This window comes from Microbacterium aurantiacum (assembly GCF_021654035.1).
GTDB classification, from domain to species: Bacteria; Actinomycetota; Actinomycetes; order Actinomycetales; family Microbacteriaceae; genus Microbacterium; species Microbacterium aurantiacum.
Map to the genome: position 1 here is coordinate 94,771 of NZ_JAJPDW010000004.1, position 25,133 is coordinate 119,903.

A 25,133-nucleotide genomic window follows, 5' to 3' on the forward strand; every position below is an offset into this window, starting at 1 on the left:
GTCAGCCCGCCTTACGGACCGCCGCGCCGCCCGGAAGGACCTCGGCCAGGAATTGGCCGGTGTGGCTCTCAGCAACGCGCGCGACCTGCTCGGGCGTGCCGGTGGCGATGATCTGTCCGCCGCCGGAGCCGCCCTCGGGGCCCATGTCGATGATCCAGTCCGCGGACTTGATCACGTCGAGGTTGTGCTCGATCACGATGACCGTGTTGCCCTTGTCGACCAGCCCGCCGAGCACCTCCAGGAGGCGTCGGACGTCTTCGAAGTGCAGGCCCGTGGTGGGCTCGTCGAGCACGTAGATCGAGCGACCGTTGGACCGACGCTGCAACTCGGTGGCGAGCTTGACGCGCTGCGCCTCCCCGCCCGACAGCGTCGTGGCCGACTGACCGAGCCGGACGTACCCGAGGCCCACGTCGACGAGCGTCTTGAGATAGCGGTGGATGGCCTGGATCGGCTCGAAGAACTCCGCCGCCTCGGAGATCGGCATCTCGAGGACCTCGGCGATGTTCTTCCCCTTGTAGTGGACGCTCAGGGTGTCGCGGTTGTACCGCTTGCCGTGGCAGACCTCGCAGTCGACGTAGACGTCCGGGAGGAAGTTCATCTCGATCTTGATCGTGCCGTCACCCGAGCACGCCTCGCACCGACCCCCCTTGACGTTGAAGCTGAAGCGTCCGGGCTGGTACCCCCGCGCCTTCGCCTCGAGCGTCTCGCTGAAGAGGGTGCGGATCCGGTCGAACACCCCGGTGTACGTCGCGGGATTCGACCTCGGCGTCCGTCCGATCGGCGCCTGATCGACGTGCACGACCTTGTCGAGGTTGTCGAGTCCGGTCACGCGCGTGTGGCGACCCGGGACGGTCCGGGCTCCGTTGAGCCGAGCGGCGAGCACCTGGTAGAGCACGTCGTTGACGAGGGAGGACTTCCCTGAGCCGCTCACCCCGGTCACCGCGGTGAGGACGCCCAGGGGGAACTCCGCCGTCACGTTGCGGAGGTTGTTCTCGCGGGCGCCGACCACCGAGATCTGACGCTTCTTGTCGATGCGTCGGCGCTTCGCCGGTGTGGGGATGGCACGGCGCCCGGCGAGGTAGTCGCCCGTGATCGAGGACCGGTCCTCGAGCATCTGCGCGAGGGGGCCGGAGTGGACGACCTCTCCTCCGTCGACGCCGGCACGCGGGCCGATGTCGACGACCCAGTCGGAGGCGTGGATCGTCTCCTCGTCGTGTTCGACGACGATCAGGGTGTTGCCGAGATCGCGCAGCGTGATGAGCGTCTCGATGAGTCGACGGTTGTCGCGTTGGTGGAGACCGATGCTCGGTTCGTCCAGAACGTACAGAACGCCGGTCAGGCCCGAGCCGATCTGCGTGGCCAGACGGATGCGCTGCGCTTCGCCACCGGACAGCGAACCGGCCGAACGGCTGAGATTCAGGTAGGTCAGGCCGACCTGGATGAGGAAGTCGAGGCGCAGTCGGATCTCGCGCAGGACCTGCGCGGCGATCTTCGCCTCGCGGTCGGTCAGTTCCAGCTCGGCGAAGAAGGCGTGCGCGTCGGCGAGGCTCAGACGCGAGGCGTCGGCGATGGAGTGTCCGTGGACCTGGACGGCGAGCACCTCGGGCTTCAGACGGGCGCCGTCGCAGACCGGGCAGGGGACCTCGCGGAGGAAGTCCGCCCACCGCTGCCGCTGGGTGTCGGACTCGGCCTGCAGGTATTGGCGTTCGATGTACGGCACGACGCCCTCGAAGCCCGACGAATAGCGCATCTCGCGGCCGTAGCGGTTCTTCCACTTGACCGTGACCTTGTAGTTCTCACCGCGGAGGACGGCTTCCCGCACCTGCTGCGGGAGCTTCCGCCACGGCGTGTCGAGCGAGAACCCGAGGTCGGCCGCGAGTCCTTCGAGGAGACGCTCGTAGTACTGGAAGAGGCCCTTGCCCTGCGTCGTCCAGGGGATGATGACCCCCTCGCGAATGGACAGTTCCTCATCGCCGAGCATGAGATCGACATCCACCGACATCCGCGTCCCGAGCCCGGAGCACGCGGGACACGCACCGAAGGGGGCGTTGAAGGAGAAGGTGCGGGGCTCGATCTCGGTCAGCTGCAGCGGGTGACCGTTGGGGCAGGCCAACTTCTCGGAGAACGACTGCCACGCGTCGTCACCCTCTTCGTCGACGAAGTTGACCTGCATGACGCCACCCGCGAGTCCCAGCGCCGTCTCGACAGAGTCGGTGATCCGCGTCAGGATGTCGGGACCGGCGACCAGACGGTCGACGACCACGGCGATGTCGTGCTTGTAGCTCTTCTTGAGCGTGGGGGGCTCGGCCAGTTGGATCAGGTCCCCGTCGACGACGGCACGGGCGTACCCCTTCGCAGAGAGCTCCTTGAAGAGGTCGACGAACTCCCCCTTCTTCTGCGTCACGACCGGGGCGACGATCTGGTAGCGGGTGCGATCGGGGAGCTCCATGAGCTGGTCGGCGATCTGCTGCACCGTCTGGCGCTGGATCGGCGCGCCGCAATCCGGGCAGTGGGGCACGCCGATGCGGGCCCACAGCAGTCGCATGTAGTCGTGGATCTCGGTGATGGTTCCGACCGTCGATCGCGGATTGCGGTTCGTCGACTTCTGATCGATCGACACGGCGGGGCTGAGACCCTCGATGAAGTCGACGTCCGGACGATCGACCTGCCCGAGGAACTGGCGCGCGTAGGCGCTCAGCGACTCGACGTATCGGCGCTGACCCTCGGCGAAGATCGTGTCGAAGGCCAGACTCGATTTTCCCGAACCGGAAAGCCCCGTGAACACCACGAGCGAGTCCCTCGGAATCTCGAGGTCGACGTCCTTCAGGTTGTGGACGCGGGCCCCTCGGACGGACAGAGTTCCGCTCGGGTGGGCATGGGAAGAGACGGGGACGATGGGCACCCGTCAAGTGTAGGCGCGGCCTCCGACACCGGCTCCGGGGTGGCTTCGCTGTCCGCGAAGCGCTACGCACTCAGGCGTGGCCGGCCCGCTCCATCGCCCGCAGCTCCTTCTTCAGGTCCTGCACCTCGTCGCGCAGACGCGCGGCGAGTTCGAACTTGAGCTCGGACGCCGCCGCGAGCATCTGGTCGGACAGATCCGCGATCGTCGCCTCGAGCTGCGTCGCCCCCTCCGCCGCGATCCCCTCACGCCGCAGCCGCGGGGTCGGGCTCTTGCCCTTCCCGTTCTTGGACGCCGCGGCCTCCTTCCGACCGAGGAGCGCTTTGGTGTCCTCCCCCTCGCGGATGAGGGCATCGGTGATGTCGGCGATCTTCTTGCGCAGGGGGGTCGGATCGATGCCGTGCTCGAGGTTGTAGGCGATCTGCTTCTCGCGGCGGCGTTCGGTCTCGTCGATGGCGTTGCGCATCGAGTCGGTCACCTTGTCGGCGTACATGTGCACCTCGCCGGAGACATTTCGCGCCGCGCGTCCGATGGTCTGGATGAGGGAGGTTCCGCTGCGGAGGAACCCCTCCTTGTCGGCATCGAGGATCGACACCAGCGACACCTCCGGGAGGTCGAGCCCCTCACGAAGGAGGTTGATGCCGACCAGGACGTCGTACACCCCCGCGCGGAGCTCGCTCAGCAGCTCGACGCGCCGCAGGGTGTCGACGTCCGAGTGCAGATACCGCACCCGCACGCCGTGCTCGGCGAGGAAGTCCGTGAGCTCCTCGGACATCTTCTTGGTCAGCGTGGTGACGAGGACGCGCTCGTCGCGCTCGACGCGCAGTCGGATCTCCTCCAGCAGATCGTCGATCTGCCCCTTGGACGGCTTGACGATGATCTGCGGGTCGACGAGTCCCGTGGGTCGGATGATCTGCTCGACGACGCCGTCGGCGATCCCCATCTCGTAGCGACCGGGCGTCGCCGACAGATAGACGGTCTGGCCGATCCGGTTCTTGAACTCGTCCCACCGCAGCGGGCGGTTGTCCATCGCCGAGGGCAGGCGGAAGCCGTGCTCGACGAGCGTGCGCTTGCGAGACGCGTCGCCCTCGTACATCGCGCCGATCTGGGGCACGGTCACGTGGGACTCGTCGATGACCAGCAGGAAGTCGTCGGGGAAGAAGTCCAGCAGCGTGTGCGGCGGATCGCCGGCTGCGCGCCCGTCGAGGTGGCGCGAGTAGTTCTCGATGCCGGAGCAGAACCCGAGCTGCTGCAGCATCTCCAGATCGAAGGTGGTGCGCATGCGCAGCCGCTGCGCCTCGAGCAGCTTGTTCTGCTTCTCCAGCTCGCCCAGCCGATCGGCGAGTTCGGTCTCGATCGTCCCGATCGCGCGCTGGACCGTGTCGGTTCCGGCGACGTAGTGGGAGGCGGGGAAGATCGGCACCGCATCCATCTTCTGCACGACATCGCCGGTGAGCGGGTGCAGCATGTACAGCGCCTCGATCTCATCGCCGAACATCTCGATGCGGATCGCGTACTCCTCGTACACGGGGATGATCTCGATCGTGTCGCCTCGGACGCGGAAGTTGCCGCGCGAGAAGTCGACGTCGTTGCGGTTGTACTGCATGGAGATGAATTTGCGGATGAGCGCGTCGCGGTCGTACGCCTCGCCGACCTGGAGCGCGACCATGGCCCGCAGGTACTCCTCCGGAGCCCCCAGTCCGTAGATGCACGACACGGTGCTCACCACGACGACGTCCCGCCGGCTCAGCAGGGAGTTCGTCGTGGAGTGGCGGAGGCGCTCCACCTCGGCGTTGATGGAGGAGTCCTTCTCGATGAACGTGTCCGTCTGGGGCACGTAGGCCTCGGGCTGGTAGTAGTCGTAATAGCTGACGAAGTACTCCACCGCGTTGTTCGGCATGAGGTCACGGAACTCGTTGGCCAGCTGAGCGGCGAGCGTCTTGTTGTGCGCCAGAACGAGCGTCGGCCGCTGGACCGCCTCGACGAGCCAGGCGGTGGTCGCCGACTTGCCCGTCCCGGTCGCACCCAGCAGGACGACGTCGGTCTCCCCCGCGTTGATGCGCGCGGCGAGCTCGGCGATCGCGTGGGGCTGGTCGCCGGACGGAGAGTACTCGCTGATGACCTCGAAGGGCCGGACGGATCGCGTGGTCTGCACCTCTCCAGGGTAGGCGCGGCCTCCGACACACCGTCGGCCGTTCGCGGGAGGCGGACGCGCGAGGACGCGGCGGCGCCCGTATTCCGTAGGCTGGCGACGTGCTGGAGTTCATGGTCGGATCGAGCCTCGCCGCCGCGGCGGGGCTGAACGCGTGGATGCCGCTGCTCGTCCTCGGGCTGGCGGACCGCTTCCTGCCGGCGGTCCAGCTCCCCGCCGCCTGGTCCTGGCTCTCCTCCGACGTCGCGCTCTGGATCGTCGGGATCCTCCTCCTCCTGGAGATCGTGGCCGACAAGATCCCCGCGGTGGATTCGATCAACGACGTCGTGCAGACCCTCATCCGCCCCGCGGCCGGCGGAGTCGTCTTCGGCGCCGGATCCGGCGCCGAGTCGCTCGCCGTCGACGACCCGGCCTCGCTCGTGGCGGACGGCGGCTGGATCCCTGTCGTCCTGGGCATCGCCATCGCCCTGGGCGTCCACGCCCTCAAGGCCCTGTCACGCCCGGTCGCCAACGCCGCGACCGCGGGGATCGCCGCGCCGCTCGTGTCCTCGGTCGAGGATGCGTCGGCTCTCACCCTGTCCGTCCTCGCCCTGCTTGCCCCGTTCATCGGCTTCGTGCTGCTCGTGGCCGGTCTCGTGGCCGCGGTGTGGGGGGTTCGGCGCGCCCGGCGTCGTCAGCGTCGGCGGGCGGCGATGAGCGACGGAAGGCCGTCCCACACCGCGTCCACCTGACGCAGGGTATGCGCGAGGTCGCCACCGGTGTCGATGACGACGTCGGCGAGAGCACGGCGGGCCGCATCGTCGACCTGCGCGGCGACGCGGGCCGCGGCATCCGCTTCGTCCATGCCGCGGAGCTCGACCATGCGTCGGATGCGAAGGTCCGCCGGCGCGTCGGCGACGAGGACGAGATCCCAGGGATCGTCCGATCGGGCTTCCGCCAGCAGCGGGACGTCGTAGACGACCACCCGTTCGGGATCCGCCGCGAACGCGGTGCGGAAACGGCGCGCGGACTCCTCGCGCACCGCCGGGTGGACGATCGCGTTGAGACGCGCGCGGGCATCGTCGTCGGCGAACACCAGCGCACCGAGCGCGGCACGATCGAGGGTGCCGTCGGGGGCGACCACCCCGTCACCGAAGGCGGCGACGATGCGAACCAGCACGGGTGAGCCCGGCGCCTGCACGTCGCGGACGATCCGGTCGGCGTCGACGATCTCCGCTCCGTGCTCCGCCAGCCGAGCGGCGATCGTGGACTTGCCGGAGGCGATCCCCCCGGTGAGCGCGACAAGAGGCATGCGACGAGCATGTCATGTCGCGGTCGCCGGCCGCGGATACGGGCCGATCTGGGATATCCTGACCGACGTTCGGGCGCCGGACCCTCGCGCGGCGCTGAGGGAGTGTGCTGTGGATACGACCCGCGTCGCCGTCGTCGTCGAGGACGAGGACGATATTCGAGGCCTGCTCTCGACGATCCTCTCGCAAGCCGGTTTCGACGTGTTCGAAGCCGCGACCGGCGCGGAGGGCATCGAACTGGTCCGTCAGCACGATCCGCTGGTGACCACTCTGGACGTCAACATGCCCGGTATGGACGGCTTCGAGACGACGAAGCGCATCCGCAGCTTCAGCGCGACCTACATCGTCATGCTCAGCGCGCGCACGGAAGAGATCGACGCACTGCAGGGGCTCGAGGCGGGCGCCGATGACTACATCGCCAAGCCGTTCCGTCCGCGGGAGCTGCGCGCGCGCATCGACGCCATGCTCCGTCGCCCCCGCCACCGTGTCGACGGCGGCGGCGCGCAGACCGAGGACGGCGACGAGTGGCGCGAGCATCGCGGTCTCCGACTCAATCCCGCGATGCGGGTCGCCAGCGTCGACGCGCGCGACCTGGAGCTCACGCGCAGCGAGTTCGACATCCTCGCCGACCTCCTGGCATCGGGACGCCGCGTCCGGGCGAAATCCGACCTCGCTCTGATGCTCCGCGGTGAGGAACCCGGTGGCGGTGAGTTCGTCAGCGAGAGCGACGCGCGGGCGATCGAAGTCCACGTCGCCAACCTCCGGCGGAAGCTCGGGGAGTCGCCGACCGATCCGCGGTGGATCGAGACGGTGCGGGGCGTGGGCTACCGGCTGACGGCCGATCAGGCCTGAGCCGCGTCGCGCGGCTCGAAGGAGATCACCGCGGCGTCCACCCGGGTCGCCGCGGTGAGCGCGGTCTCGCGCGCCGCCTCGACCAGGTCGTGCGGCTCGTATCCGACCACGGAGCTGTCGGCCACGCCCACCCCCACGACCGGGATGATGCCGTGCGTCGCGGCTCCGAGCCGGTCGAACACGCCCCGGTACACGGCGGTGGCCGCCTCGCGGGCGCCGCGGGCGTCGTCCACGACGCACCCGACCAGCAACCCGGCCCGGGAGTCCTCGCCGATGATCGCGCCGACGGGTACGGATGCCGCGACACCGCGTCGCCATTCGTCGATGACGAGACCCGTGACATCCCCGCCGAACGCCGTCGTCATCTGCCCGAGGTCGTCGATGCGTACCGCCACGATCGCGAGCGTCGCACCCTGCTGGCGCGCCCGCACGCACAGCGCGGTCCACATGCCGGTGAACACCGCGTCGGAGACGATCCCGTCGCGTGCGATGTCCGAGAGCGTCGTCCGGGTCTGATCGACCAGAGGTACCCGCGTGGCGCGCAGGACGGACAGGATCACCACGGCGACGACGGTGAGGGTCACCGTGCCGAAGCTGAGCGCGATCGAGCCGAACGCCACCTGGAACAGCGCGCTCTCCGGCCCGGCGAAGAGGAACGCCGCCGTGCGGGCGATGTAGAACCCGCACTGCAGCGCGAAGACGACGGCCAGCACCCATGCCGACCGCGTCGCGCCGAGCAGGCCGCGCAGGCACTCGGCGGCCGCGGCGGCGGAGAACACCGTGAGCGCCAGGAACATCCAGACCGCGCCCGCCCAGTCCCCCGCCGGAAACCCCTCCACCAGCACGGCCACGGCCGCGCCGCCGGCGCCCACGACGACCAGGAGACCGTCTCGACGGATGCGGCGGCCGTTGAACCGGCGGCATCCGAGCCACATGCAGCCGGTCGCCGTCACGAATGTCGCGTTCCCGGCGGCGAGCGCCCACAGCTCCGTCCCCGAGCGCGCCCACAGCACGTAGGCCAGGGTCGTGAGCATCGCGGCGAGGAACCCCAGCGCCCACACCCGCCCCGCCCCGTCGTCGCGCCGGAGGAGTGTCTCGACGATGAAGACGACCCCGCTGACATTGACCACGACGCTGGAGATGATCAGGACGCTGAGGAGATCGAGGGTCATGACAGCCTCTCGGAGGGTTCGGCCTCGGGGACCTTGACGACGAAGGTGGATCCCACGCCGACCGCGCTCGTCACGGTGATCTCGCCGCCGAGCTGACGGACGATGTCGCGGCTGATGGCGAGGCCCAGTCCCGTCCCCGTCACCTGCGCCCCGGCGCGGTAGTACCGCTGGAACAGACGCGCGCACTCGTCCTCGGACATCCCCTGCCCGGTGTCGCGGACCACGATGCGGGTCCAGCCCGCGTCCATCGCGGTCGCCAGGTGGACGTGACCCCCCTCGCGGTTGTACGTCACGGCGTTGGCGACGAGGTTGTCCACCACCTGGCGCAGGCGATCGGGGTCAGCCCAGCCGGTCGCGGGGCGGACCTCGTCGAGGTGGACGAGGACACCGCGCGCGTCCGCGCGCGGGCGGAGGGCCTGGGCCGATGCGGCGACGATGTCCTGCACCGCGACCATCCTCGGTTCGACGGAGGTCGCCGCGGTTGCGGCGCTGCTCGAGGCGGCGAGGATGTCGCCGACGATCAGCAGGAGCCGTTCCGCGTTGCGCTCGGCGACCTGCAGGTCGCGACGGACATCCGTCGGCGTCGCGGGTGCGTCGATGGCGAGATCGAGGTAGCCGATGATGGACGTGAGCGGCGTCCGCAGCTCGTGCGACACGGATGCGACCAGTTCATCCCTCGCGCGCAACGCGAGCAGTTCCGTCGTCACATCCCGCGACACCACGACGACACCGGCATCCGCTCCCGTGTCATCGACGAGGCGACGCGCGGTGATGCTGAGCGCGCGACGGGTGGCCGGATCGGAGCCGAACCAGGCGACGGCATCGTCGAAACCCTCGCCGCGCAACGCCCGCTCGAGCGGACGCTCGTCGTCGGGGAGCGGGGTGACCCCGTCGTCGCGGAAAGCAGGGGCCGTCCCCTCCCCGCCCACGGCCCGCTGGAGGCGCGCGTGCGCGTCGTTCGTCACCGCCACACGTCCGTCCCTGCCGACCCGGATCACGCCGAAGTCGACCGCATCCAAGACCTCGGTGACCGTCTGCTCCTGCAGGCGGGTCGTCTCCAGGAGTCGCCGGAGCAGGTCCGACTGCTTGACGAGCAGGTTCCGCTGCGCCGTGCTCCTCGAGGCGGCCACGTGGCTGCCGACCGCGACGGCGACGAGGACGACGGGGACCAGGACGGTCATGGCGCCCAGCGGGTCCCCTGTCGAGAGGAACACCAGAACGTTGACGCCGACCATCGCGGCGATCACGCTCCACAGCCCGACGAGGCCGAACGACGCGGCGAGCCAGGTCGCCGGGAACACCCACAGCAGACCGAGGGTCGTTCCGGGAGCCGCGAACTGCATGAGGGTGATCGCCACGCCGTCCAGCGCGGGGACGACGGCGACCCAGACCGGATGCAGTCGATTCCACGGGACCAACAGGGTGGCTCCCGCGACGGCGAACACCAGGACGACGCCCAGGAAGAAGAGCGCGGCATCGCCGGCGAAGGATCCGACGACGGCGAGCCCGGCGACGATGAAGACGACGGCGGTGAGCAGGATCTGGTTCAACAGGACCGCGCGATCGCGCGCGAGGTCGCTCGCGTCGGATGCGGCTCGTGGGGAGCGAGCCCCGACGGGCCGGCCGATGCGGGGAGTCGCCGGCCCGGTTGCACGCCGGGTCATATCAGGACGCTAATGGATGCCGCGGGTGCCGTGCGGACGAATGACGCCGCGACACGCCCCTCTCTCATGTCGCGTTCCACAGCGCGCGGTAGAAGGCCTGTCGAACCGGATCGGGTTCGATCCCGTAGGCGGCGAAGAACTCCGCGTCCCATCCCGGACCGAAGTTCCATTCCAGACTCATGACGGCCACGGCGATGTCGGCCCACCGGTCCGCCCGGCCCGACGCACCGACGTCGACGTGGCCCACCCACCGGCCGTCCGCGTCGATCAGCGTGTTGGGGGCGCAGGCGTCACCGTGACAGACGACCAGACGTTCCACGGCCGGCGCATCGTGCAACGCCGCGGGCACCCGGATCCCCCGCGCCCGTGCCGCTCCGATCCGCGCGGGCACCTCCCACGTGAAGGGGCATGCATCCACCGGCAACCGTTCATGCCATTGCCGGAGCCCCGCGCCGATCGCGCGGACCGTCCGTTGCGGCGCACGGGTCCCCCGCTCGGAGACCGCGCTCTCCCCCGCCATGCCCGTCGTCACGAGCCATTCGTGCGTGGCATCCCCACCCCAGGAGCGCACCTCGGGCACGGCGGTGAACGAGGATGCCCAGCGGAGGCGATCGACCTCCGCCGCCACGGAGGTCTCGCCGCCGCGGGGCTGCAGCTTGACGAACACGACGTCGTCCTCGCCCGCACCCCGGAACGTCACGCCGCCGGCGTCGTTGAGCCACACCGCGCTCAGGTCCACGCCGGGCACGAGCGCGCGCACCCGATCGGGGATGTCGACCGGATGCGCCGGAATGCTCATCGGCCGGCATCCTCCTGCTCGTATTCCGCGACCAGCGCGAGCTCGCGCTCTTTCCGCGGCAGGAAGATCCCCACCACCACCGCGCCGAGCGCGATGGCGATGGCACCGACCGCGTACGCCGCGATGGCGCCGTCCACGAGACTCTGCTGCGCCGCCTGGACGATCTGATCCCTGTACTGCGGGTACTGCTCGGCCACGTGCATCGCCGAGGCATAGGAGGCCTGCAGGGCGGCGACCACCTGAGCGCTGATGCTGTCCGCTTCGTCCGAACCGGCGATGAGGGTGCCGAAGGAACGGGCGAAGCCCGCGGCCAGGATCGCCCCGAGCACGCCCTGCATGATCGAGCCGCCGAGATCCCGCTGCAGGTCCGCCGTGGCGGACGCCATCCCGACGCGTCGGACCGGCGTGGATTCGGTGATGGCCCGGGAAGCGGGGGTCATGGCGAATCCGGCCCCGATCCCGATGACGAGATAGGCCACGCTCACCCACCAGAACGGGGTGGTGGTGTTCCAGAAGAGCATCGTGATGAACCCGAGCAGAACGAAGCCGTATCCGAGCAGCATCGTGAAACGCGACCCCCGGGCGAGCACCAGACGGGCCGAGTGGGGCGCGACGAGCAGCAGACCGACGCCTGCGGGGATGATCGACAGCGACGCGTCGAGGGTCGAATACCCGAGGATGTTCTGCTGGAACTGCTGCCCGACGAACATGGCCCCCATGAGGGAGCCGAACACGATGAGACCCCCGGTGGCCGGAGCCCAGAACATCCGTCGCCGCGCGATGCGCAGGTCGTACAGCGGGGAGCGCGCCCGCCGCTGACGCCACCCGAAGAGGAGGAGGAGCACGGCGCCGCTGACGAGGAGGATCAGCCCGAACGTCGCCGTCGTGGGGACGAAGACCGTGGACAGCCCCAGGACGAGACACGCGACCATGAAGACGGACAGCACCCCGCCGAGGTGGTCGACGCGGTCGGAGTTCTCCGCCACGTGGGAGGGCACGAACAGCACGACCAGCACCAGCGCGGCCACCGCGAAGGGCACCGCGAGGAAGAACGCCGCGCCCCACCAGAACCAGAGGAGGAGGATGCCGGCCAGGACCGAGCCGATGACCGTCGCCGTCGCGGACACCGCCGACCACAGGGCGATCGCGAGCGTGCGCTGGCGGCCCGGTGCCCAGAGAGCGGTGATGAGCGAGAGCGTCACGGGATACGCCATCCCCGCGGCGATGCCCGTGAAGATCCGTGCGACCACGAGCATCTCGATCGAGGCGGCGAAGGCGGCGAAGAAGCTCACCACCACGGTCAGCGCCAGCCCGAGGACGAGCAGCTGCTTGCGTCCGTAGCGGTCGGCCACGGCCCCGAGGTAGAGCACCGACATCGCGAGCCCCAGCGAGCATCCCACCGCGACGAGGTTGAGTGCCGTCTGCCCCGCACCGAACGCGTCGCCGATGTCCGGGAGGGCGATGTTGGCCGCTGCGAGGTTGATGTTGCACACCAGCGCTCCCAGGATGAGCGCGGTCAGCACGAGGCGGGGGCGCGGGGGCGCTTCGGCGGGAGCCGTCGGCGAGGCGGGTGAACTCACGCGCCCCACCCTAGCGAGGCGGGTAGCCCCCGTGTCGGTCGCGCCTCTGCCAGGATCGCCTCGTGGCTCTTCCCATCGGTCCCGCGCGGCTCGCCGTCCTCGTCGGCGCGGTGCTCACGCCGCTGATCGCGGTCGCAGCCACCCCCCTCTCGAGTGCGCTGGGGGCGAGCGTCCTGGGGGTGATCGCGACCGCGGGGTCCGTCCGGCGCGGGACGCCGGCGATGTGGCGCATGGCGGTGTCGTCGACGCTCGTCGCCCTGCTCGCGGGACTCGCCACGCTGACGGGCGATGCGGTGCCGATCGTCGGCACGGCGCTCGTGGTGATCGCCTCCCTCGCGACCAGCGCCCTCCCCCGGTACGGCCTCACCGCCTCGGGCGGGATGGTCGTCACCCTCGCGGCTCTCCTTCTGATCACGCCTGTCTCGACGCCCGTCGACGACATCGGCGCGTGGGCGGGACCGGTCTTCGTCGCCCTCGTGGTGGGCGCAACGAGCGGGTGGATCGCCGCGGTGCTGTCCGTCGCCCTCCGCGGCCACACGCTCCCACGGCCCGAGCTGCCCACCCCCACGGTGCCCTACAGCGTCCTGCTCGCCGTGCTCGCGGGTGGGTTCACGCTCGTGAGCCTGTGGGCATTCCCCGATTCGAACGCCTGGTGGACGGTCCTCACCGTCGCCGTCATCCTGCAGCCCACACGCGACCGGTTGTGGTCGAAGCTGGGCGCGCGTGTGCTGGGAACGCTGATCGGCGGAGCGGTGGCCGCCGGGCTGGCGCTGATCCTCCCCACCGCCGTCGCGCCAGTGGCGCTCGGACTCATCGCGCTCGCCGCCAACGTCGTCCTCACGGTCCGCGGCGCCGCCTACTGGGCATCGGCGACGGCCGTGACCATCACGGTGGTGATGCTCACCTTCGACCGCGACGACCTGCTGCGGGGGGACCTCGAGCGCGTCGTGTTCACGCTGCTCGCCGCCGCCGTCACCGGGGCCGCGGTCGTGCTCCTCCGCGTCCTCCCGCCGCCACGACGGCAACCGCGCGCCGGATGAAACGGCGACGGGCCGGAACCCCGAAGGATTCCGGCCCGTCGACCGTCAGAGTGTCTCGACTCAGCGGCCGGAGAGCTTCTCGCGCAGGGCGGCGAGGGCCTCGTCGTCGGCGAGGGTGCCGACGGAGCTGCTCTCGGACGCGAACGACGAGCCGCCGACGCCGGCGGTCGCGACGGCCTCGGCCTCGGCCTCGAGGGCCTTGGCGACGGCAGCCTTGTGGGCCTCCCAGCGCGCGTGGGCCGCAGCGTACTCCTGCTCCCACTTCTCGCGCTGCTCGTCGAATCCTTCGAGCCAGGCGTTGGTCTCGGGGTCGAAGCCCTCGGGGTACTTGTACTCGCCGTTCTCGTCGTACTCCGTGACCATGCCGTACAGGGCCGGGTCGAACTCGGTGCCGTTGGGGTCGACCGACTCGTTGGCCTGCTTGAGCGACAGCGAGATGCGGCGACGCTCGAGGTCGATGTCGATGATCTTGACGAAGACCTCTTCGCCGACCGAAACGACCTGCTCAGCGAGCTCGACGTGCTTGCCGGAGAGCTCGGAGATGTGGACCAGACCCTCGATGCCGTCGGCGACGCGGACGAACGCACCGAAGGGGACGAGCTTGGTGACCTTGCCCGGCGCGACCTGACCGATCGCGTGGGTACGGGCGAACACCTGCCACGGGTCTTCCTGGGTGGCCTTCAGCGAGAGCGACACGCGCTCGCGGTCGAGGTCCACCTCGAGGATCTCGACGGTGACTTCCTGGCCGACCTCGACGACCTCGGACGCGTGCTCGATGTGCTTCCACGAGAGCTCCGAGACGTGGACGAGACCGTCGACGCCACCGAGGTCGACGAACGCACCGAAGTTGACGATCGAGGAGACCGTGCCCTTGCGGACCTGACCCTTGTGGAGGTTGTTGAGGAACGTGGTGCGCGACTCGGACTGCGTCTGCTCGAGCAGGGCGCGGCGCGAGAGCACGACGTTGTTGCGGTTCTTGTCGAGCTCGAGGATCTTCGCTTCGATCTCCTGGCCGAGGTACGGCGTGAGGTCGCGGACACGACGGAGCTCGATCAGCGAGGCGGGCAGGAAGCCGCGCAGGCCGATGTCGACGATGAGGCCACCCTTGACGACCTCGATGACCTGACCGGTGACGACACCGTCGGTCTCCTTGATCTTCTCCACGTCGCCCCACGCGCGCTCGTACTGCGCACGCTTCTTCGACAGGATGAGGCGGCCTTCCTTGTCCTCCTTCTGGAGGACCAGCGCCTCGACCTCGTCGCCGACCTTGACGACCTCGTTGGGGTCGACGTCGTGCTTGATGGAGAGCTCGCGAGAGGGGATGACACCCTCGGTCTTGTATCCGACGTCGAGGAGGACCTCGTCGCGGTCGATCTTCACCACGGTGCCTTCGATGAGGTCGCCGTCGTTGAAGAACTTCAGGGTCTTTTCGACCGCGGCCAGGAAGTCTTCGGCAGATCCGATGTCGTTGATCGCGACCTGCTTGATGGCCGGGGCGGTCGTTGCGGTAGTCATGTAGTGGGTTGTCCTTGGATGGTTGGGGTATCGGGGCCCGACGGAGTGGTTCTCTCCGGATGCCGGAGGCAGGCGGATGCCCTCGCCGTGGCCGGGTGGATGGGGTCGTACGCGTCGTTCTCCCGCCCGAGGGCGGCGGGCACGCCGAAGCGCGTCCTGAGAATGACACTTCAGGCTATCAGAGAGCCCGCTCCGTGCGCGATCCCGCGCCCGCGCATGCGCCGAGGACCGGCGACCGTGCCGGAACAGGCGGACTCGGGCGACATCGTCCTGTTTCCGCCGGATCTCCTGTGTCCGACACCGTCACCCTGATAGCGTGCGACGCAGCCGAGCCACCAGCGAAGGACGGTACTCATGAGTTCAGCAGCCCGTGGAACCTCCGCCCCCGACGCCGTGGAGCGGCCCCGGGAGGAATGGACCGGCCAGCTCGGGTTCATCCTCGCCGCGATCGGCTCCGCCGTCGGCCTCGGCAACATCTGGCGCTTCCCCGGCGTCGCCTACGAGAACGGCGGTGGGGCGTTCCTCATCCCGTACCTCGTCGCGCTGATCACCGCCGGCATCCCGATCCTCTTCCTCGACTACGCGATCGGCCATCGCTTCCGCGGGGCCGCGCCCACGGCGTTCCGCCGGCTCGGGGGCCCGCGACACGGCCGATGGCTCGAGGGACTGGGGTGGTTCCAGGTCGCCATCGCCTTCGTCATCGGCCTCTACTACACGGCGGTCATCGCGTGGGCGGCGAGCTTCTTCGTCTTCTCGTTCGATCTGCGCTGGGGCGATGACCCGCAGGCCTTCCTGATCAACGAGTATCTCCAGGTGGGCGACCCCGGCTTCAGCCTCGAATTCGTCCCCGGCGTCCTCATCCCGCTCGCGATCGTGTGGGTCGTCGTCATCGCGGTCCTCGCCGCCGGCGTCGCCAAGGGCATTCAGCGGGCGAACGTCATCTTCCTGCCACTGCTGGTGGTCGCCTTCCTCATCCTGGTGGTGCGGGCGCTGTTCCTCGACGGCGCCGCCGACGGACTCAACGCGCTGTTCACGCCCGACTGGGCGGCGCTGGCGAACCCCGATGTGTGGATCGCCGCCTACAGCCAGATCTTCTTCTCGCTGTCGATCGCCTTCGGCATCATGATCACGTACGCGTCCTACCGCCGCCGCCGCGCGAACCTCACCGGGCCGGGTCTCGTCGTGGCCTTCTCGAACTCCTCGTTCGAGATCCTCGCGGGCATCGGCGTCTTCGCCACGCTCGGGTTCTTCGCGTTCGAGCAGAACGTCTCGGTCGCAGACCTCGAGGGCCTCACGGGCGTCGGACTGTCCTTCATCACCTTCCCCGCGATCGTGTCGCAGATGCCGGGCGGTCCGATCTTCGGAGCGCTGTTCTTCGGCTCGCTGGTGATGGCCGGGTTCACGTCGCTCCTGTCGGTCCTCCAGGTCGTGTCGGCGGCCATCCAGGAGAAGACGGGGATGTCGCCGCGGCGCGCCGCGGTGACGCTCGGCGTGGTCTCGGCGATCCTCTCGATCCTGCTGTTCTCCACCACGACCGGCCTCATCGCGCTGGACACCACCGACCACTGGGCGAACAACATCGGCATCGTCGCGTCCGCGATCGCCACGTCCGTGCTCGTCATCTGGGTGCTGCGCAAGGGCGGGGAGCTGCGGTTCCACCTCAACGCCGTCTCGACGTTCCGGGTCGGCAGGGTCTGGGTGTTCCTGGTCGGAGGACTGGCGCCGGTCGTCCTCACCTACATGCTGGTGACGCGGATCATCGCGCTCCTCATCGACGGCTACGAGGGGTACCCCGGCGAATACCTCGCCGTGGTCGGATGGGGCACCGTCCTCCTCCTGGTCGTCGCCGCCGTCGTCCTGCCGCTCGTGCCGTGGAAGAGGCGGCCCGATGACTTCACCGCGTGGCCTCCGGTCGACGAGGCCTCCGCGACGACCCTCCTCGCCCGCCGAAAGGACGCACGATGACCCCCATCGCCATCACCTTCCTCGTCCTCGCCATCGTCGTCGTCTGGGGCGGACTCATCGCGAGCGTGCTCTTCCTCGCGCGGCAGCCGGAGCGGGCCGAGTTCCCCGCCGGGGGCACCGACGACCATCGCGAGGATGCCGGGCCCGTCGAGCGCGACACATGACCCGGCCGCACCCGCGCCTCAGTTGAGTGCGCGCGTGCCCTCGGGGACGACTCCGTCGGAATAGAGCTCGGACGCGACATCCTGCAGCGCCGTCAGCGCGACGCGCTGGGTCATGGGGCCGTAGGAGATGCGCGCCACCCCGAGGGCCTCGTACTCCCCCGCCGTCAGCGCACCCGGCAGTCCGATCACGCTGACCTTGCGCTCACCGATGCCGTCGACGAGTGCGCGGGTGACATCGGCCGACAGGACGCCGGGGACGAACACCAGATCGGCGCCGGCGTCCAAATAGGCGCGGCCCCGCGTCACGGCGTCGTCGATCGACTCGCGCACCGGTCGGTCGCCGCCCCGCACGAACGCGTCGGTACGCGCGTTCAGCACGAAGGGCACACCCTCCGCCGCACCGGCTGCGATCACCGCTTCGACCGCGCGCACGGAGTCCGCCAGGGGCCGGAGGCGGTCCTCCATGTTGGCGCCGACCACGCCGACACCGATCGCGCGCCGCGCCGTCTCGCCGGGGTCGCCGAAGCCGGCATCGAGGTCTGCACTGACGGGCAGGGCCCCGGCGGTCTCGACGATGCGCGCGACCATGTCGAGCATGAGGTCGCGGGGGATGTTCTCGCCGTCCGGGTACCCGAACGTCGCCGCGATCGAATGACCCGCGGTCGCGAGCGCGCGCGTCTCCGGCAGGGCCGCCACGGTCGCCGCGGAGACGGCGTCCCAGACGTTCACCACGCGGAGGATCTCCGGGGCGCGGTGCAGGTCGGCGAGCGTACGGGCTTTGTCCTGTGAAGTGGTCATGCGCTCACGCTAATGACCGCCCCGACCGGGGACCGGGGCTTGCGTCCGACGCCGCTCGCGGCGAGGATGCGGCCCCGCAGGAGGTCAGCCCGAGACGTCCACGGTGAAGGTCACCGGCTGGATGCCGCCGTCGGAATTCTCCAGCACCACCGTGGTCGAGCCCTCGGCGAGCGCCGTGACGCCGGGGTTGAACACCGTGCCGCCCTCCTCGCGACCGGCCGTGAACTCCGCCACCGCGGGGTCGGACACTTCGCCGCTGTAGCTGTCGACCGCGAGGTCGCCGGTGTTGATGTTCAGCACCTGGCCGACGACCAGATCGACCGTCTGCCCCTGGAGGTCCCCGACGTCGAGGGTGACCGGCGCGATCACGGGTGTGGGAGCGGGTTCCTGCTGCGCGCAGGCCGCGAGGGAGAACAGACCGACCGCCACGACCGAAGCCGTCAGGACTCTCGAGATTCGCATGCGCTCAGCATGGCACCGCGGGTGACGGCGAGGGAAGCGACGCGCGGCGTCCGCCCTGTGGATAACCGCTCCAGCGCGGAGCCGCGGCGGTTACCGTGGTCGCGTGATGACTCGCTGGACCGGCACGCTCCTCCTCGCCCTCGTGACGGGGGCGCTCCTGACGGGCTGCGCGCCCGACGCGTCCGAGCCGACACCGACGCCGTCGTTCTCGAGCGATGAGGATGCCTTCGCCGCCGCCGAAGCGACCTATCGCGCCTACGTCGACGCCCTCAACCAGGTGGATCTCAGCGACCCCGCCACCTTCGAGCCCGTCTACGCCTGGACCACCGGCGAGGCCAATGCAAACGAACGCAAGTCATTGAGCCAGATGTCAGCGGACGGATGGCAGGTAGAGGGCGACACCGTAGTCGCTTCCTTCTTGCGTCCTACAGCCCCATCGACCGACAGTCCAACAGCAGCCGTCGTGTGTAGCGACGTCTCCCGCGTCGAAGTCGTTGATTCGGGTGGGACTTCCGTTGTTCCGGACGCTCGCCCCGACGTATACGCGCTGTCGGTCACGTTCGTACCGGAGCCGGACGCCGAGTTCGGCCTGAAGATAAGCAGCAGCAACGCTGTCGAGGACGACAGATGCGGACCGTAGCTCTGGTGTTGGCGCTCATGCTTGCTCCACAACCCCTATCCGTCCCCACAAGTTCATGCACTGGGTCAAGCACCTGGACCTTCTGCGACGTCACGTCGACGGACGGGACGCAGGTCGACATCAGCGCGGGCATCACCACCCCGGGCGGCGGCGGGGGTGGTGGGAATTCCGGAGGCGGTGCTCCCCCACAGGACGCGGCGCAGCCCGGCGCCGCGGTCGAGCCGGAGGACTGCGGACCGCTCGGATGCCGCGGCAACTACACCGTCGTCACTCCACCCGACGTCACGATCGATGACCTCGCTTCGTTCCGCCCGGCCTCACCGAGCATCAGCGGGCAGCCCGACGGCTTCGGCGTGACGGGGATGCCGACGAACGTGGTGGCGGCCGCGTCCGAACAGATCATCCCGGGCACGATCCTCGGCTGGGACGTCGTGGTCCGCTTCACGCCCTCCGGCTACGTGTTCGACTACGGCGACGGCACGCAGGCGCGCTCGACCTCGGGCGGATCGACATGGGAGAGCCTCGGGCAGGGACAGTTCACGCCCACCTCGACCAGCCACGTCTACCGCTCCCGCGGCGTCTACCCGGTCGTCGTCGCCGTCGAGTACGCCGCGGCAGTCGACTTCGGCAGTGGTACCTGGCGTCCGGTCGACGGTGTCGTCACGGCACGCTCGGGCGCCTACCCGGTCGAAGTCGTCGACGTCCGCACGGCGCTCGTCGACCGCTCCTGCGCCGAGGATCCCCTCGCGGCGGGCTGCTGACGGTCGCCCCGCGCCGCCGAACGGTTGCGCACCCGGCGCGCCGCACGCACGACCGCGCGGACGGGGATCCCGACGACGGTCGCGAGGCGACCCGCCGCCGACGTGTCGAGCGGCCCCAGGACGACCTTCCGGTCCCAGGCAGCCCGCAGAGTCCCCCCGCGTCCCGCAACGGGCGGGCGCGGAACCAGGTCGCCGCGACGGCGAGCGCGGACGAGCCTCGCGGTCTGTTCCTCCCAGTCGTCCGCGGACGGGTCGTGGAAGTAGTTCTCCGCGAGCCAGTGCGGCGCCGGATGCCGGAATCGCCGCGCCTCGACATCCGCCTCCGATCCGAGGAGACCGGCGTCGGCGAGCACTTCGTTGATCAGTTCGGCCGACACACCGAAGCTGTCCAGCGCGATCACCCCGACACCGCGCGCGATCGCTTCGATCGCCGCGGTGGAGCTGACCGTGACGAGCCCTCCGGCACTGTCGAGCGCCCGAGCCATCGGCGCCGTCGAGAACACGAGGTTTTCCGGCATCGGCCCGAGTTCCGCGACGAGATCGCGATAGTCCGTCTCCTCGAGGTGCGTCTGGCTCTCGCCCGGCTTGGCGCGCAGTTTCACCACGACCCGGCGATCCGGACGCGCGCGCGCCGCCCGCACGAGGAGCCGCGCGACGTGCCGCCGGTCCGCGGCGAGTGCCGGAACCTTCGCCTGCGCGGCGAAGACCAAATCGTCTCCCGCGGCGGTCGCCGCGGTCTCACCGACAACCGCCGTATGCCTTTCCGTCACTCCGCCCCGCGCGAAGGGGAGGGTGGCGAGCGCGAAGCGATGCGGAACACCCTGCTCCCGCGCGAGGGCGGTGAAGTCCCGGCGTTCGCGCTGCGAGTGCACGACGAACAGGTCGCACTGGGCGCGGTAGAGCAGGGCCTTGCGCGTCGCCGGGATGGAGATCCCGGGGAGACCCGTGACGATCACCGGCCGCGGGACGATGTCGGCCACCACCGACGCGAGCAACCGGACGAGGGGGCCGCGACCGGCCACCAGCACGACATCGGGCGGGTCCGCACGAAGACGCTCCGCGACGACCTCGAGGTCGCGACGCTCGACGTCGAGTGCGGCGAGACCGCTCCCCGCGAGCGCACTGGTCAGCTGTGCGTCGCTCACGACCAGTGGCGTCGTCACCACCGTCAGCACCGGAGACCACGCGGGTCCGAGCGCGCCCAGCAGGTGCGCCGCCCACTTCACGTAGGAGTCGGTGTCGGCGAGTCCGACGATCCGCAGGGGTGCGGCATCCGCTCCGCTCACGCGGGGACGCGGCGGAGCTTCGCCATCGGCGCGAGCTCGCCCGGGTACACCCGCTTCACCCCGTCGCCGAGTGCCGACTCGATGACGCGGATGTCGCGCACGAGGTGAGTCAGCCCGGTCGGCTCCAGCGATGCGGCGTGATCGGAGCCCCACATCGTGCGGTCGAGGGTGATGTGCCGCTCGACGGCCACGGCGCCGAGCGCGACCGCGGCGAGGGAGATCTGCAGTCCGCGCTCGTGGCCGGAATAGCCGACGGGGACACCGGGGAAGCGCTCCCGCAGCGCGGGGATCATCCGCAGGTTCGCCTCCTCCGGCTCCATCGGATAGGTCGACGTCGCGTGCATCAGCACCAGCCGATCAGTGCCGAGGACGCTCACAGCCGCGTCGATCTCGGCCATCGTCGACATCCCCGTGGAGAGGATGACCGGCTTGCCGGTGTCGGCGAGCGCCCGCAGGAGGGCGTGGTCGGTGAGACTCGCGGAGGCGACCTTGTGCGCGGCGACGCCGAGCTCCTCGAGGAACGCCACGCTCGGCACGTCCCACGGCGACGCGAACCACTCGAGGCCCCGGAGCAGCGCGTGATCGGAGATCTCGATGTACTGCGCCCGATCGAACTCCACGCGCCGGCGGTAGTCGAGGTAGGTCATCGTCCCCCACGGCGTCTCCCGCGGGACGTCGCGCATGTGCTCGGGGGTGGCGATCTCAGGCGTCCGCTTCTGGAACTTCACCGCGTCGGCGCCGGCATCCGCCGCGACGTCGATGAGACGCTTGGCGAGGTCGACGTCGCCGTTGTGGTTGAGGCCGATTTCGGCGATGACGTAGGCCGGGCGGCCGCCGCCGATCACGCGGGTTCCGATGGTGACGGTCACGGGTTCTCTTTCGTCGGGGCTGCGGCGACGCCGGAGCCGGGGAGGGATGCCGCCGGGGCGGCGTCGCGCGCGGACAGCACGCGCTCGGCGAGATCGCGAACCGCCCCGTCGCCGCCGGGGGTGTCCAGGACGACCCGGGCGGCTGCCCGCACGCGCGGGTGCGCGTCGGGGACCACCACCGGCCAGCCGACGATCTCCAGGCACGGCAGGTCGTTGACGTCGTTGCCGAGGTAGGCGATGCGGGACAGCGGGAGGCGGTGCTCCGCCGCCCACGCGCGGAGGGCCGCGGCTTTGTCGTCGCAGTGCTGCACGACGTCGACTCCGAGCTTGCGGGCCCGCGCTGTGACGACCGGATTCGCCTCGGTCGACAGGATCAGCATCGGAACGCCCGCGCGGCGCAGGAGCGAGACGCCCATGCCGTCCGAGCGGCTCACACGGACCGTTTCGACGCCGTGCTGATCGAGCAGTGCCGTGTCGTCGGTGTGGACGCCGTCGAAGTCGGTGACGACCGCGTCGACGTCGAGCGGCTCCGGTCGGTCCACGAGCGGAGCGAGCGCACGCGCGACGGCCAACTCGTCCTCGGTGTCGATCTCGATCGCCGTGCGGGCGGCGACCTCGGTGATCCCGACGCTGCCGAAGAAGCGGTGACGGGTCACACGGAAGGCCTTCGCGCGGAGCACGTAGAACGCCCCCGTCTCCAGGAAGTGCGGTTCGCGATCCTGCCGTCGCGGACGCGCGGACGCCTCGTGGTTGACCGCCTCCGCGGCGTCGCCTGTCGCGCGGCGCCACAGGAATCCGTAGGTCTCCACAGCCGAGAAGACCACGTCGCGTCGGCGCGACCGGACCAGCCGGACCGCGTCCCCCAGGGCCGGGACGTCGAGGAACGGGCTCGTGGCCTGGAGGAGCACGACCACGCCGATCGCGTCGGCATCCGGATCCAGAGTCTCCAGAACGTGGAGGACCGCGCTCTCCGAGCTGGCCTCGTCGCCGGCCAGCTCAACGGGCCGCTCGACGACCTCCGCGCCCCACTCCGCCGCCACCGCGGCGACGTCGGCGTCATCGGTCGAGACGATCACCCGGTCGATCTCGGGGCATCGCCGCGCGGCGGCCACGGCGCGGGCGACGAGGGGCACGCCGCCGACGCGCCGGAGGTTCTTCCGCGGCACACCCTTCGATCCCCCGCGCGCGGGGATGACCGCGACCACGGCGCTCACCGGTCTCGACCGATCGTCGCGGGCGCGGCGAGGCACGGACCGACATCCGCGGGCCCCACGTGCAGGCGCGAACCCGACCCGGCCAGGATCGGCGGCAAGGTCGTCGTCGTGCTCGAGGGGAGGGTGAACAGGGCGAGCGCGCGGGTGGTCCCGGCCAGCAGCACCTCGATCGGGAGGGCGGGCTCCACGATCCGGATGCCCGGGACCGCGGCCACGGCAGCGCGTTGCGCCGTCGACGCGCGACGATGCGGGACGTACACCGCGGGGCCTCGGTCCGCGACACGACCGATCCATTCCCGGTACTCGGACAGCGGCATCCGCCCGTCTGTGGGTCGCGCGCTGCCGAGGATGATGCGCGCGCCGAGGGTCTCGCGGACCGCGCCGGTCGACGTGCGCGGAGGGGTGCGGCGGATCCCCGCGAACCGGTGGCGGGAGATGCGGTAGCCGCGTTCCTCCAGCGCCGCGACGCGTGCGTCTCCGAGGTCGAAGGCGGTGAAGATCTCCACTTGACCGGCCACGGCCCGACGGGCGACGCGCTCATGCGCGAGCGGTCCGAGCAGTCGGTGCAGGCGCCCCTCGCGTTGATGCGGACGCTCGTACGGGCGCTCGCCGGCGAGCGTGGCGGCGTAGGCGAGCGCTCCCGCGCCGTCGTCGAGGAACGACAGCCGGCGCGGACCGAGCACGGTGGCCGCGAGCCGGAACTGCCCCGAGAACCCGTCGCCGATCAGCCAGTGTCCGTGACGCGCCAGCATCGCCCACGGGATGCCGACGTACGGCTCCAGGACGCCGAACCGGGCCCCGCGGGCGAGGAGCTCCTCCGCGGTCTCGGACATCTGCGGCGTGAGCCTCCCGGCCACGCCCACGGACTTGCCGTGCGTCTCGGCCCATTCGGCGGCGCCGAGGAGCTGGAGCGGGGACTCCACCCACGCCATGACATCGGTTCGTCCCATGTCGCCTCCTGCCCTCGCCGTTCGCGCCACCTTCCGCGCCGAAGGCGACCGGGGCGTGGCGCGGGCGAGTCCGTCGCGCGTCCATTCGGTGAACTCCCGCCGTCGGGGGCGCGTGACAGGATGAGGGCGTGACCGACCGCCTGCTGCTGCTGGACTCCGCCTCGCTCTATTTCCGGGCCTTCTACGGTGTCCCCGACTCGGTGCGCGCAGACGACGGCACGGTCGTCAACGCCCTCCGAGGCTTCCTCGACATGGTCGCCAAGCTCATCCCCCTCTCCGAGGCCACCCACGTCGTGGCGTGCTGGGACGACGACTGGCGTCCGCAGTGGCGTGTGGATCTTCTTCCGACGTACAAGACGCATCGCGTGGTGGCGGAGGTGGCGGCCGGACCCGACGTCGAGGAGGTCCCCGATCCCCTCGAGGCGCAGGTTCCGCTCATCCGCGCGGCGCTGGGGCTCCTGGGCATTCCCGTGGTGGGAGCGGCTGAGCACGAGGCCGATGACGTGATCGGCACCCTCGCGACGCACGCGCGCATGCCCGTCGACATCGTCACCGGCGACCGCGATCTCTTCCAGCTCATCGACGACGCCCGAGACGTGCGCGTCGTCTACACGGCGCGCGGCATGAGCAACCTCGAGACCGTGACCGACCACGTCGTGGTCGCCAAGTACGGCGTGCGCGCCGCGCAGTACGCCGACTTCGCCACGCTGCGCGGCGATGCCTCCGACGGCCTCCCCGGGGTCTCCGGCATCGGCGACAAGACCGCGGCCGCGCTGCTCGCCGCCCACGGCGACATCGCCGGCATCCGTGCCGCCGCGGACCAGCCCGACAGCGACCTGAGCGCGGGAGTGCGGGCCAAGATCATCGCGGGCGCCGACTACCTCGCGGTGGCCCCTCGGGTGGTCGCCGTCGTCCGCGACCTGGATCTCCCCGATGTCGACGCGCGCCTGCACGCGCCGGATGCCGATTCCCGCGCGCAGGCGGAGGCCTTCGGACGCCGGTGGGGCGCGGCGGCGGCGATGGGGCGCGCGTTGTCGGCGGTCTCGGCAGCAGCCGGCTGAC

Annotated in this window: 22 protein-coding genes; 8 read left to right on the top strand and 14 right to left on the bottom strand. The window is 70.3% G+C overall.

The annotated features are described in order from the left end of the window. Position 1: 1 nt before the first annotated feature. Together uvrA and uvrB are read right to left on the bottom strand one after the other, a co-directional pair. Entirely contained in the window at positions 2-2,902 is a 2,901-nt protein-coding gene (gene uvrA / locus LTL01_RS10365) for an excinuclease ABC subunit UvrA (RefSeq protein ID WP_236968497.1), read from the bottom strand. Positions 2,903-2,972: 70 nt separating this feature from the next. Further along, the gene (gene uvrB, locus LTL01_RS10370; RefSeq protein ID WP_236968498.1) at positions 2,973-5,054 is read right to left on the bottom strand and encodes an excinuclease ABC subunit UvrB; all 2,082 of its coding nucleotides are present in this window, start codon (positions 5,052-5,054) and stop codon (positions 2,973-2,975) included. Between the two features lie 98 nt (positions 5,055-5,152). On the opposite strand from uvrB, the gene LTL01_RS10375 reads away from it, so the two are divergent. Next, complete coding sequence (locus LTL01_RS10375) at positions 5,153-5,782, top strand: DUF4126 domain-containing protein (protein ID WP_236968499.1); 630 nt, start codon at positions 5,153-5,155, stop codon at positions 5,780-5,782. Here LTL01_RS10375 and coaE read toward each other — a convergent pair. Further along, positions 5,725-6,342, bottom strand: coding sequence for a dephospho-CoA kinase (gene coaE / locus LTL01_RS10380; protein WP_236968500.1), 618 nt, complete (start codon positions 6,340-6,342; stop codon positions 5,725-5,727). The genes LTL01_RS10375 and coaE overlap by 58 nt on opposite strands. Positions 6,343-6,451: 109 nt before the next feature. On the opposite strand from coaE, the gene LTL01_RS10385 reads away from it, so the two are divergent. Next, positions 6,452-7,192: a response regulator transcription factor gene (locus LTL01_RS10385; protein WP_236968501.1), complete on the top strand. Its 741-nt coding sequence runs from the start codon at positions 6,452-6,454 to the stop codon at positions 7,190-7,192. Here LTL01_RS10385 and LTL01_RS10390 read toward each other — a convergent pair. The 4 genes from LTL01_RS10390 to LTL01_RS10405 form a co-directional block, all read right to left on the bottom strand. Continuing rightward, on the bottom strand, positions 7,183-8,364 hold the full coding sequence (locus LTL01_RS10390) for a hypothetical protein (RefSeq protein ID WP_236968502.1): 1,182 nt from the start codon (positions 8,362-8,364) through the stop codon (positions 7,183-7,185). The genes LTL01_RS10385 and LTL01_RS10390 overlap by 10 nt on opposite strands. Continuing rightward, on the bottom strand, positions 8,361-10,028 hold the full coding sequence (locus LTL01_RS10395) for a sensor histidine kinase (RefSeq protein ID WP_236968503.1): 1,668 nt from the start codon (positions 10,026-10,028) through the stop codon (positions 8,361-8,363). The genes LTL01_RS10390 and LTL01_RS10395 overlap by 4 nt, the downstream gene beginning before the upstream one ends. A 64-nt stretch (positions 10,029-10,092) precedes the next feature. Next, positions 10,093-10,827, bottom strand: coding sequence for an aminoglycoside 3'-phosphotransferase (locus LTL01_RS10400; RefSeq protein ID WP_236968504.1), 735 nt, complete (start codon positions 10,825-10,827; stop codon positions 10,093-10,095). Further along, entirely contained in the window at positions 10,824-12,407 is a 1,584-nt protein-coding gene (locus LTL01_RS10405; protein ID WP_236968505.1) for an MFS transporter, read from the bottom strand. The genes LTL01_RS10400 and LTL01_RS10405 overlap by 4 nt, the downstream gene beginning before the upstream one ends. A 62-nt stretch (positions 12,408-12,469) precedes the next feature. Here LTL01_RS10405 and LTL01_RS10410 point away from each other — a divergent pair, with 62 nt between their 5' ends. Next, on the top strand, positions 12,470-13,447 hold the full coding sequence (locus tag LTL01_RS10410) for an FUSC family protein (RefSeq protein ID WP_236968506.1): 978 nt from the start codon (positions 12,470-12,472) through the stop codon (positions 13,445-13,447). Positions 13,448-13,507: 60 nt separating this feature from the next. Here the strand turns inward: LTL01_RS10410 and rpsA are convergent, their stop codons facing one another. Next, positions 13,508-14,962, bottom strand: a complete 1,455-nt coding sequence (rpsA, locus tag LTL01_RS10415; RefSeq protein WP_053547313.1) for a 30S ribosomal protein S1 — start codon at positions 14,960-14,962, stop codon at positions 13,508-13,510. Between the two features lie 354 nt (positions 14,963-15,316). Between rpsA and LTL01_RS10420 the strand changes: the two genes are divergently transcribed. Continuing rightward, entirely contained in the window at positions 15,317-16,927 is a 1,611-nt protein-coding gene (locus tag LTL01_RS10420) for a sodium-dependent transporter (RefSeq protein ID WP_236968507.1), read from the top strand. After that, positions 16,924-17,091: a methionine/alanine import family NSS transporter small subunit gene (locus LTL01_RS10425; RefSeq protein ID WP_082334635.1), complete on the top strand. Its 168-nt coding sequence runs from the start codon at positions 16,924-16,926 to the stop codon at positions 17,089-17,091. The genes LTL01_RS10420 and LTL01_RS10425 overlap by 4 nt, the downstream gene beginning before the upstream one ends. An 18-nt stretch (positions 17,092-17,109) precedes the next feature. Here the strand turns inward: LTL01_RS10425 and LTL01_RS10430 are convergent, their stop codons facing one another. Continuing rightward, on the bottom strand, positions 17,110-17,889 hold the full coding sequence (locus LTL01_RS10430; RefSeq protein WP_053547311.1) for an isocitrate lyase/PEP mutase family protein: 780 nt from the start codon (positions 17,887-17,889) through the stop codon (positions 17,110-17,112). A gap of 84 nt (positions 17,890-17,973) precedes the next feature. Then, the gene (locus tag LTL01_RS10435) at positions 17,974-18,351 is read right to left on the bottom strand and encodes a hypothetical protein (RefSeq protein ID WP_236968508.1); all 378 of its coding nucleotides are present in this window, start codon (positions 18,349-18,351) and stop codon (positions 17,974-17,976) included. Between the two features lie 106 nt (positions 18,352-18,457). Here LTL01_RS10435 and LTL01_RS10440 point away from each other — a divergent pair, with 106 nt between their 5' ends. Together LTL01_RS10440 and LTL01_RS10445 are read left to right on the top strand one after the other, a co-directional pair. After that, positions 18,458-18,991, top strand: coding sequence for a hypothetical protein (locus LTL01_RS10440; protein ID WP_236968509.1), 534 nt, complete (start codon positions 18,458-18,460; stop codon positions 18,989-18,991). Further along, complete coding sequence (locus tag LTL01_RS10445; RefSeq protein WP_236968510.1) at positions 18,979-19,752, top strand: hypothetical protein; 774 nt, start codon at positions 18,979-18,981, stop codon at positions 19,750-19,752. Before LTL01_RS10440 ends, LTL01_RS10445 begins: the two co-directional genes overlap by 13 nt. Here the strand turns inward: LTL01_RS10445 and LTL01_RS10450 are convergent. The 4 genes from LTL01_RS10450 to LTL01_RS10465 are packed head-to-tail and all read right to left on the bottom strand — an operon-like array spanning position 19,671 to position 24,071. Beyond that, positions 19,671-21,038: a DUF6716 putative glycosyltransferase gene (locus LTL01_RS10450; RefSeq protein ID WP_236968511.1), complete on the bottom strand. Its 1,368-nt coding sequence runs from the start codon at positions 21,036-21,038 to the stop codon at positions 19,671-19,673. The two genes, LTL01_RS10445 and LTL01_RS10450, sit on opposite strands and share 82 nt — an antisense overlap. Further along, on the bottom strand, positions 21,035-21,907 hold the full coding sequence (locus LTL01_RS10455; RefSeq protein ID WP_236968512.1) for an N-acetylneuraminate synthase family protein: 873 nt from the start codon (positions 21,905-21,907) through the stop codon (positions 21,035-21,037). The genes LTL01_RS10450 and LTL01_RS10455 overlap by 4 nt, the downstream gene beginning before the upstream one ends. Beyond that, positions 21,904-23,121, bottom strand: a complete 1,218-nt coding sequence (locus tag LTL01_RS10460; RefSeq protein WP_236968513.1) for an acylneuraminate cytidylyltransferase — start codon at positions 23,119-23,121, stop codon at positions 21,904-21,906. The genes LTL01_RS10455 and LTL01_RS10460 overlap by 4 nt, the downstream gene beginning before the upstream one ends. Next, entirely contained in the window at positions 23,118-24,071 is a 954-nt protein-coding gene (locus LTL01_RS10465; RefSeq protein ID WP_236968514.1) for a hypothetical protein, read from the bottom strand. The genes LTL01_RS10460 and LTL01_RS10465 overlap by 4 nt, the downstream gene beginning before the upstream one ends. A 128-nt stretch (positions 24,072-24,199) precedes the next feature. Between LTL01_RS10465 and LTL01_RS10470 the strand changes: the two genes are divergently transcribed. Then, entirely contained in the window at positions 24,200-25,132 is a 933-nt protein-coding gene (locus LTL01_RS10470) for a 5'-3' exonuclease (protein ID WP_236968515.1), read from the top strand. Position 25,133 lies beyond the last annotated feature (1 nt).

What these genes read in the sequence shown, in the direction of transcription:
- LTL01_RS10435 (WP_236968508.1), bottom strand. Translation starts at nt 18,351, where the DNA reads ATGCGAATCTCGAGAGTCCTGACGGCTTCGGTCGTGGCGGTCGGTCTG.
- LTL01_RS10390 (WP_236968502.1), bottom strand. Translation starts at nt 8,364, where the DNA reads ATGACCCTCGATCTCCTCAGCGTCCTGATCATCTCCAGCGTCGTGGTC.
- LTL01_RS10395 (WP_236968503.1), bottom strand. Translation starts at nt 10,028, where the DNA reads ATGACCCGGCGTGCAACCGGGCCGGCGACTCCCCGCATCGGCCGGCCC.
- LTL01_RS10440 (WP_236968509.1), top strand. Translation starts at nt 18,458, where the DNA reads ATGACTCGCTGGACCGGCACGCTCCTCCTCGCCCTCGTGACGGGGGCG.
- LTL01_RS10400 (WP_236968504.1), bottom strand. Translation starts at nt 10,827, where the DNA reads ATGAGCATTCCGGCGCATCCGGTCGACATCCCCGATCGGGTGCGCGCG.
- LTL01_RS10425 (WP_082334635.1), top strand. Translation starts at nt 16,924, where the DNA reads ATGACCCCCATCGCCATCACCTTCCTCGTCCTCGCCATCGTCGTCGTC.
- rpsA (WP_053547313.1), bottom strand. Translation starts at nt 14,962, where the DNA reads ATGACTACCGCAACGACCGCCCCGGCCATCAAGCAGGTCGCGATCAAC.
- LTL01_RS10430 (WP_053547311.1), bottom strand. Translation starts at nt 17,889, where the DNA reads ATGACCACTTCACAGGACAAAGCCCGTACGCTCGCCGACCTGCACCGC.
- LTL01_RS10445 (WP_236968510.1), top strand. Translation starts at nt 18,979, where the DNA reads ATGCGGACCGTAGCTCTGGTGTTGGCGCTCATGCTTGCTCCACAACCC.
- LTL01_RS10420 (WP_236968507.1), top strand. Translation starts at nt 15,317, where the DNA reads ATGAGTTCAGCAGCCCGTGGAACCTCCGCCCCCGACGCCGTGGAGCGG.
- coaE (WP_236968500.1), bottom strand. Translation starts at nt 6,342, where the DNA reads ATGCCTCTTGTCGCGCTCACCGGGGGGATCGCCTCCGGCAAGTCCACG.
- LTL01_RS10465 (WP_236968514.1), bottom strand. Translation starts at nt 24,071, where the DNA reads ATGGGACGAACCGATGTCATGGCGTGGGTGGAGTCCCCGCTCCAGCTC.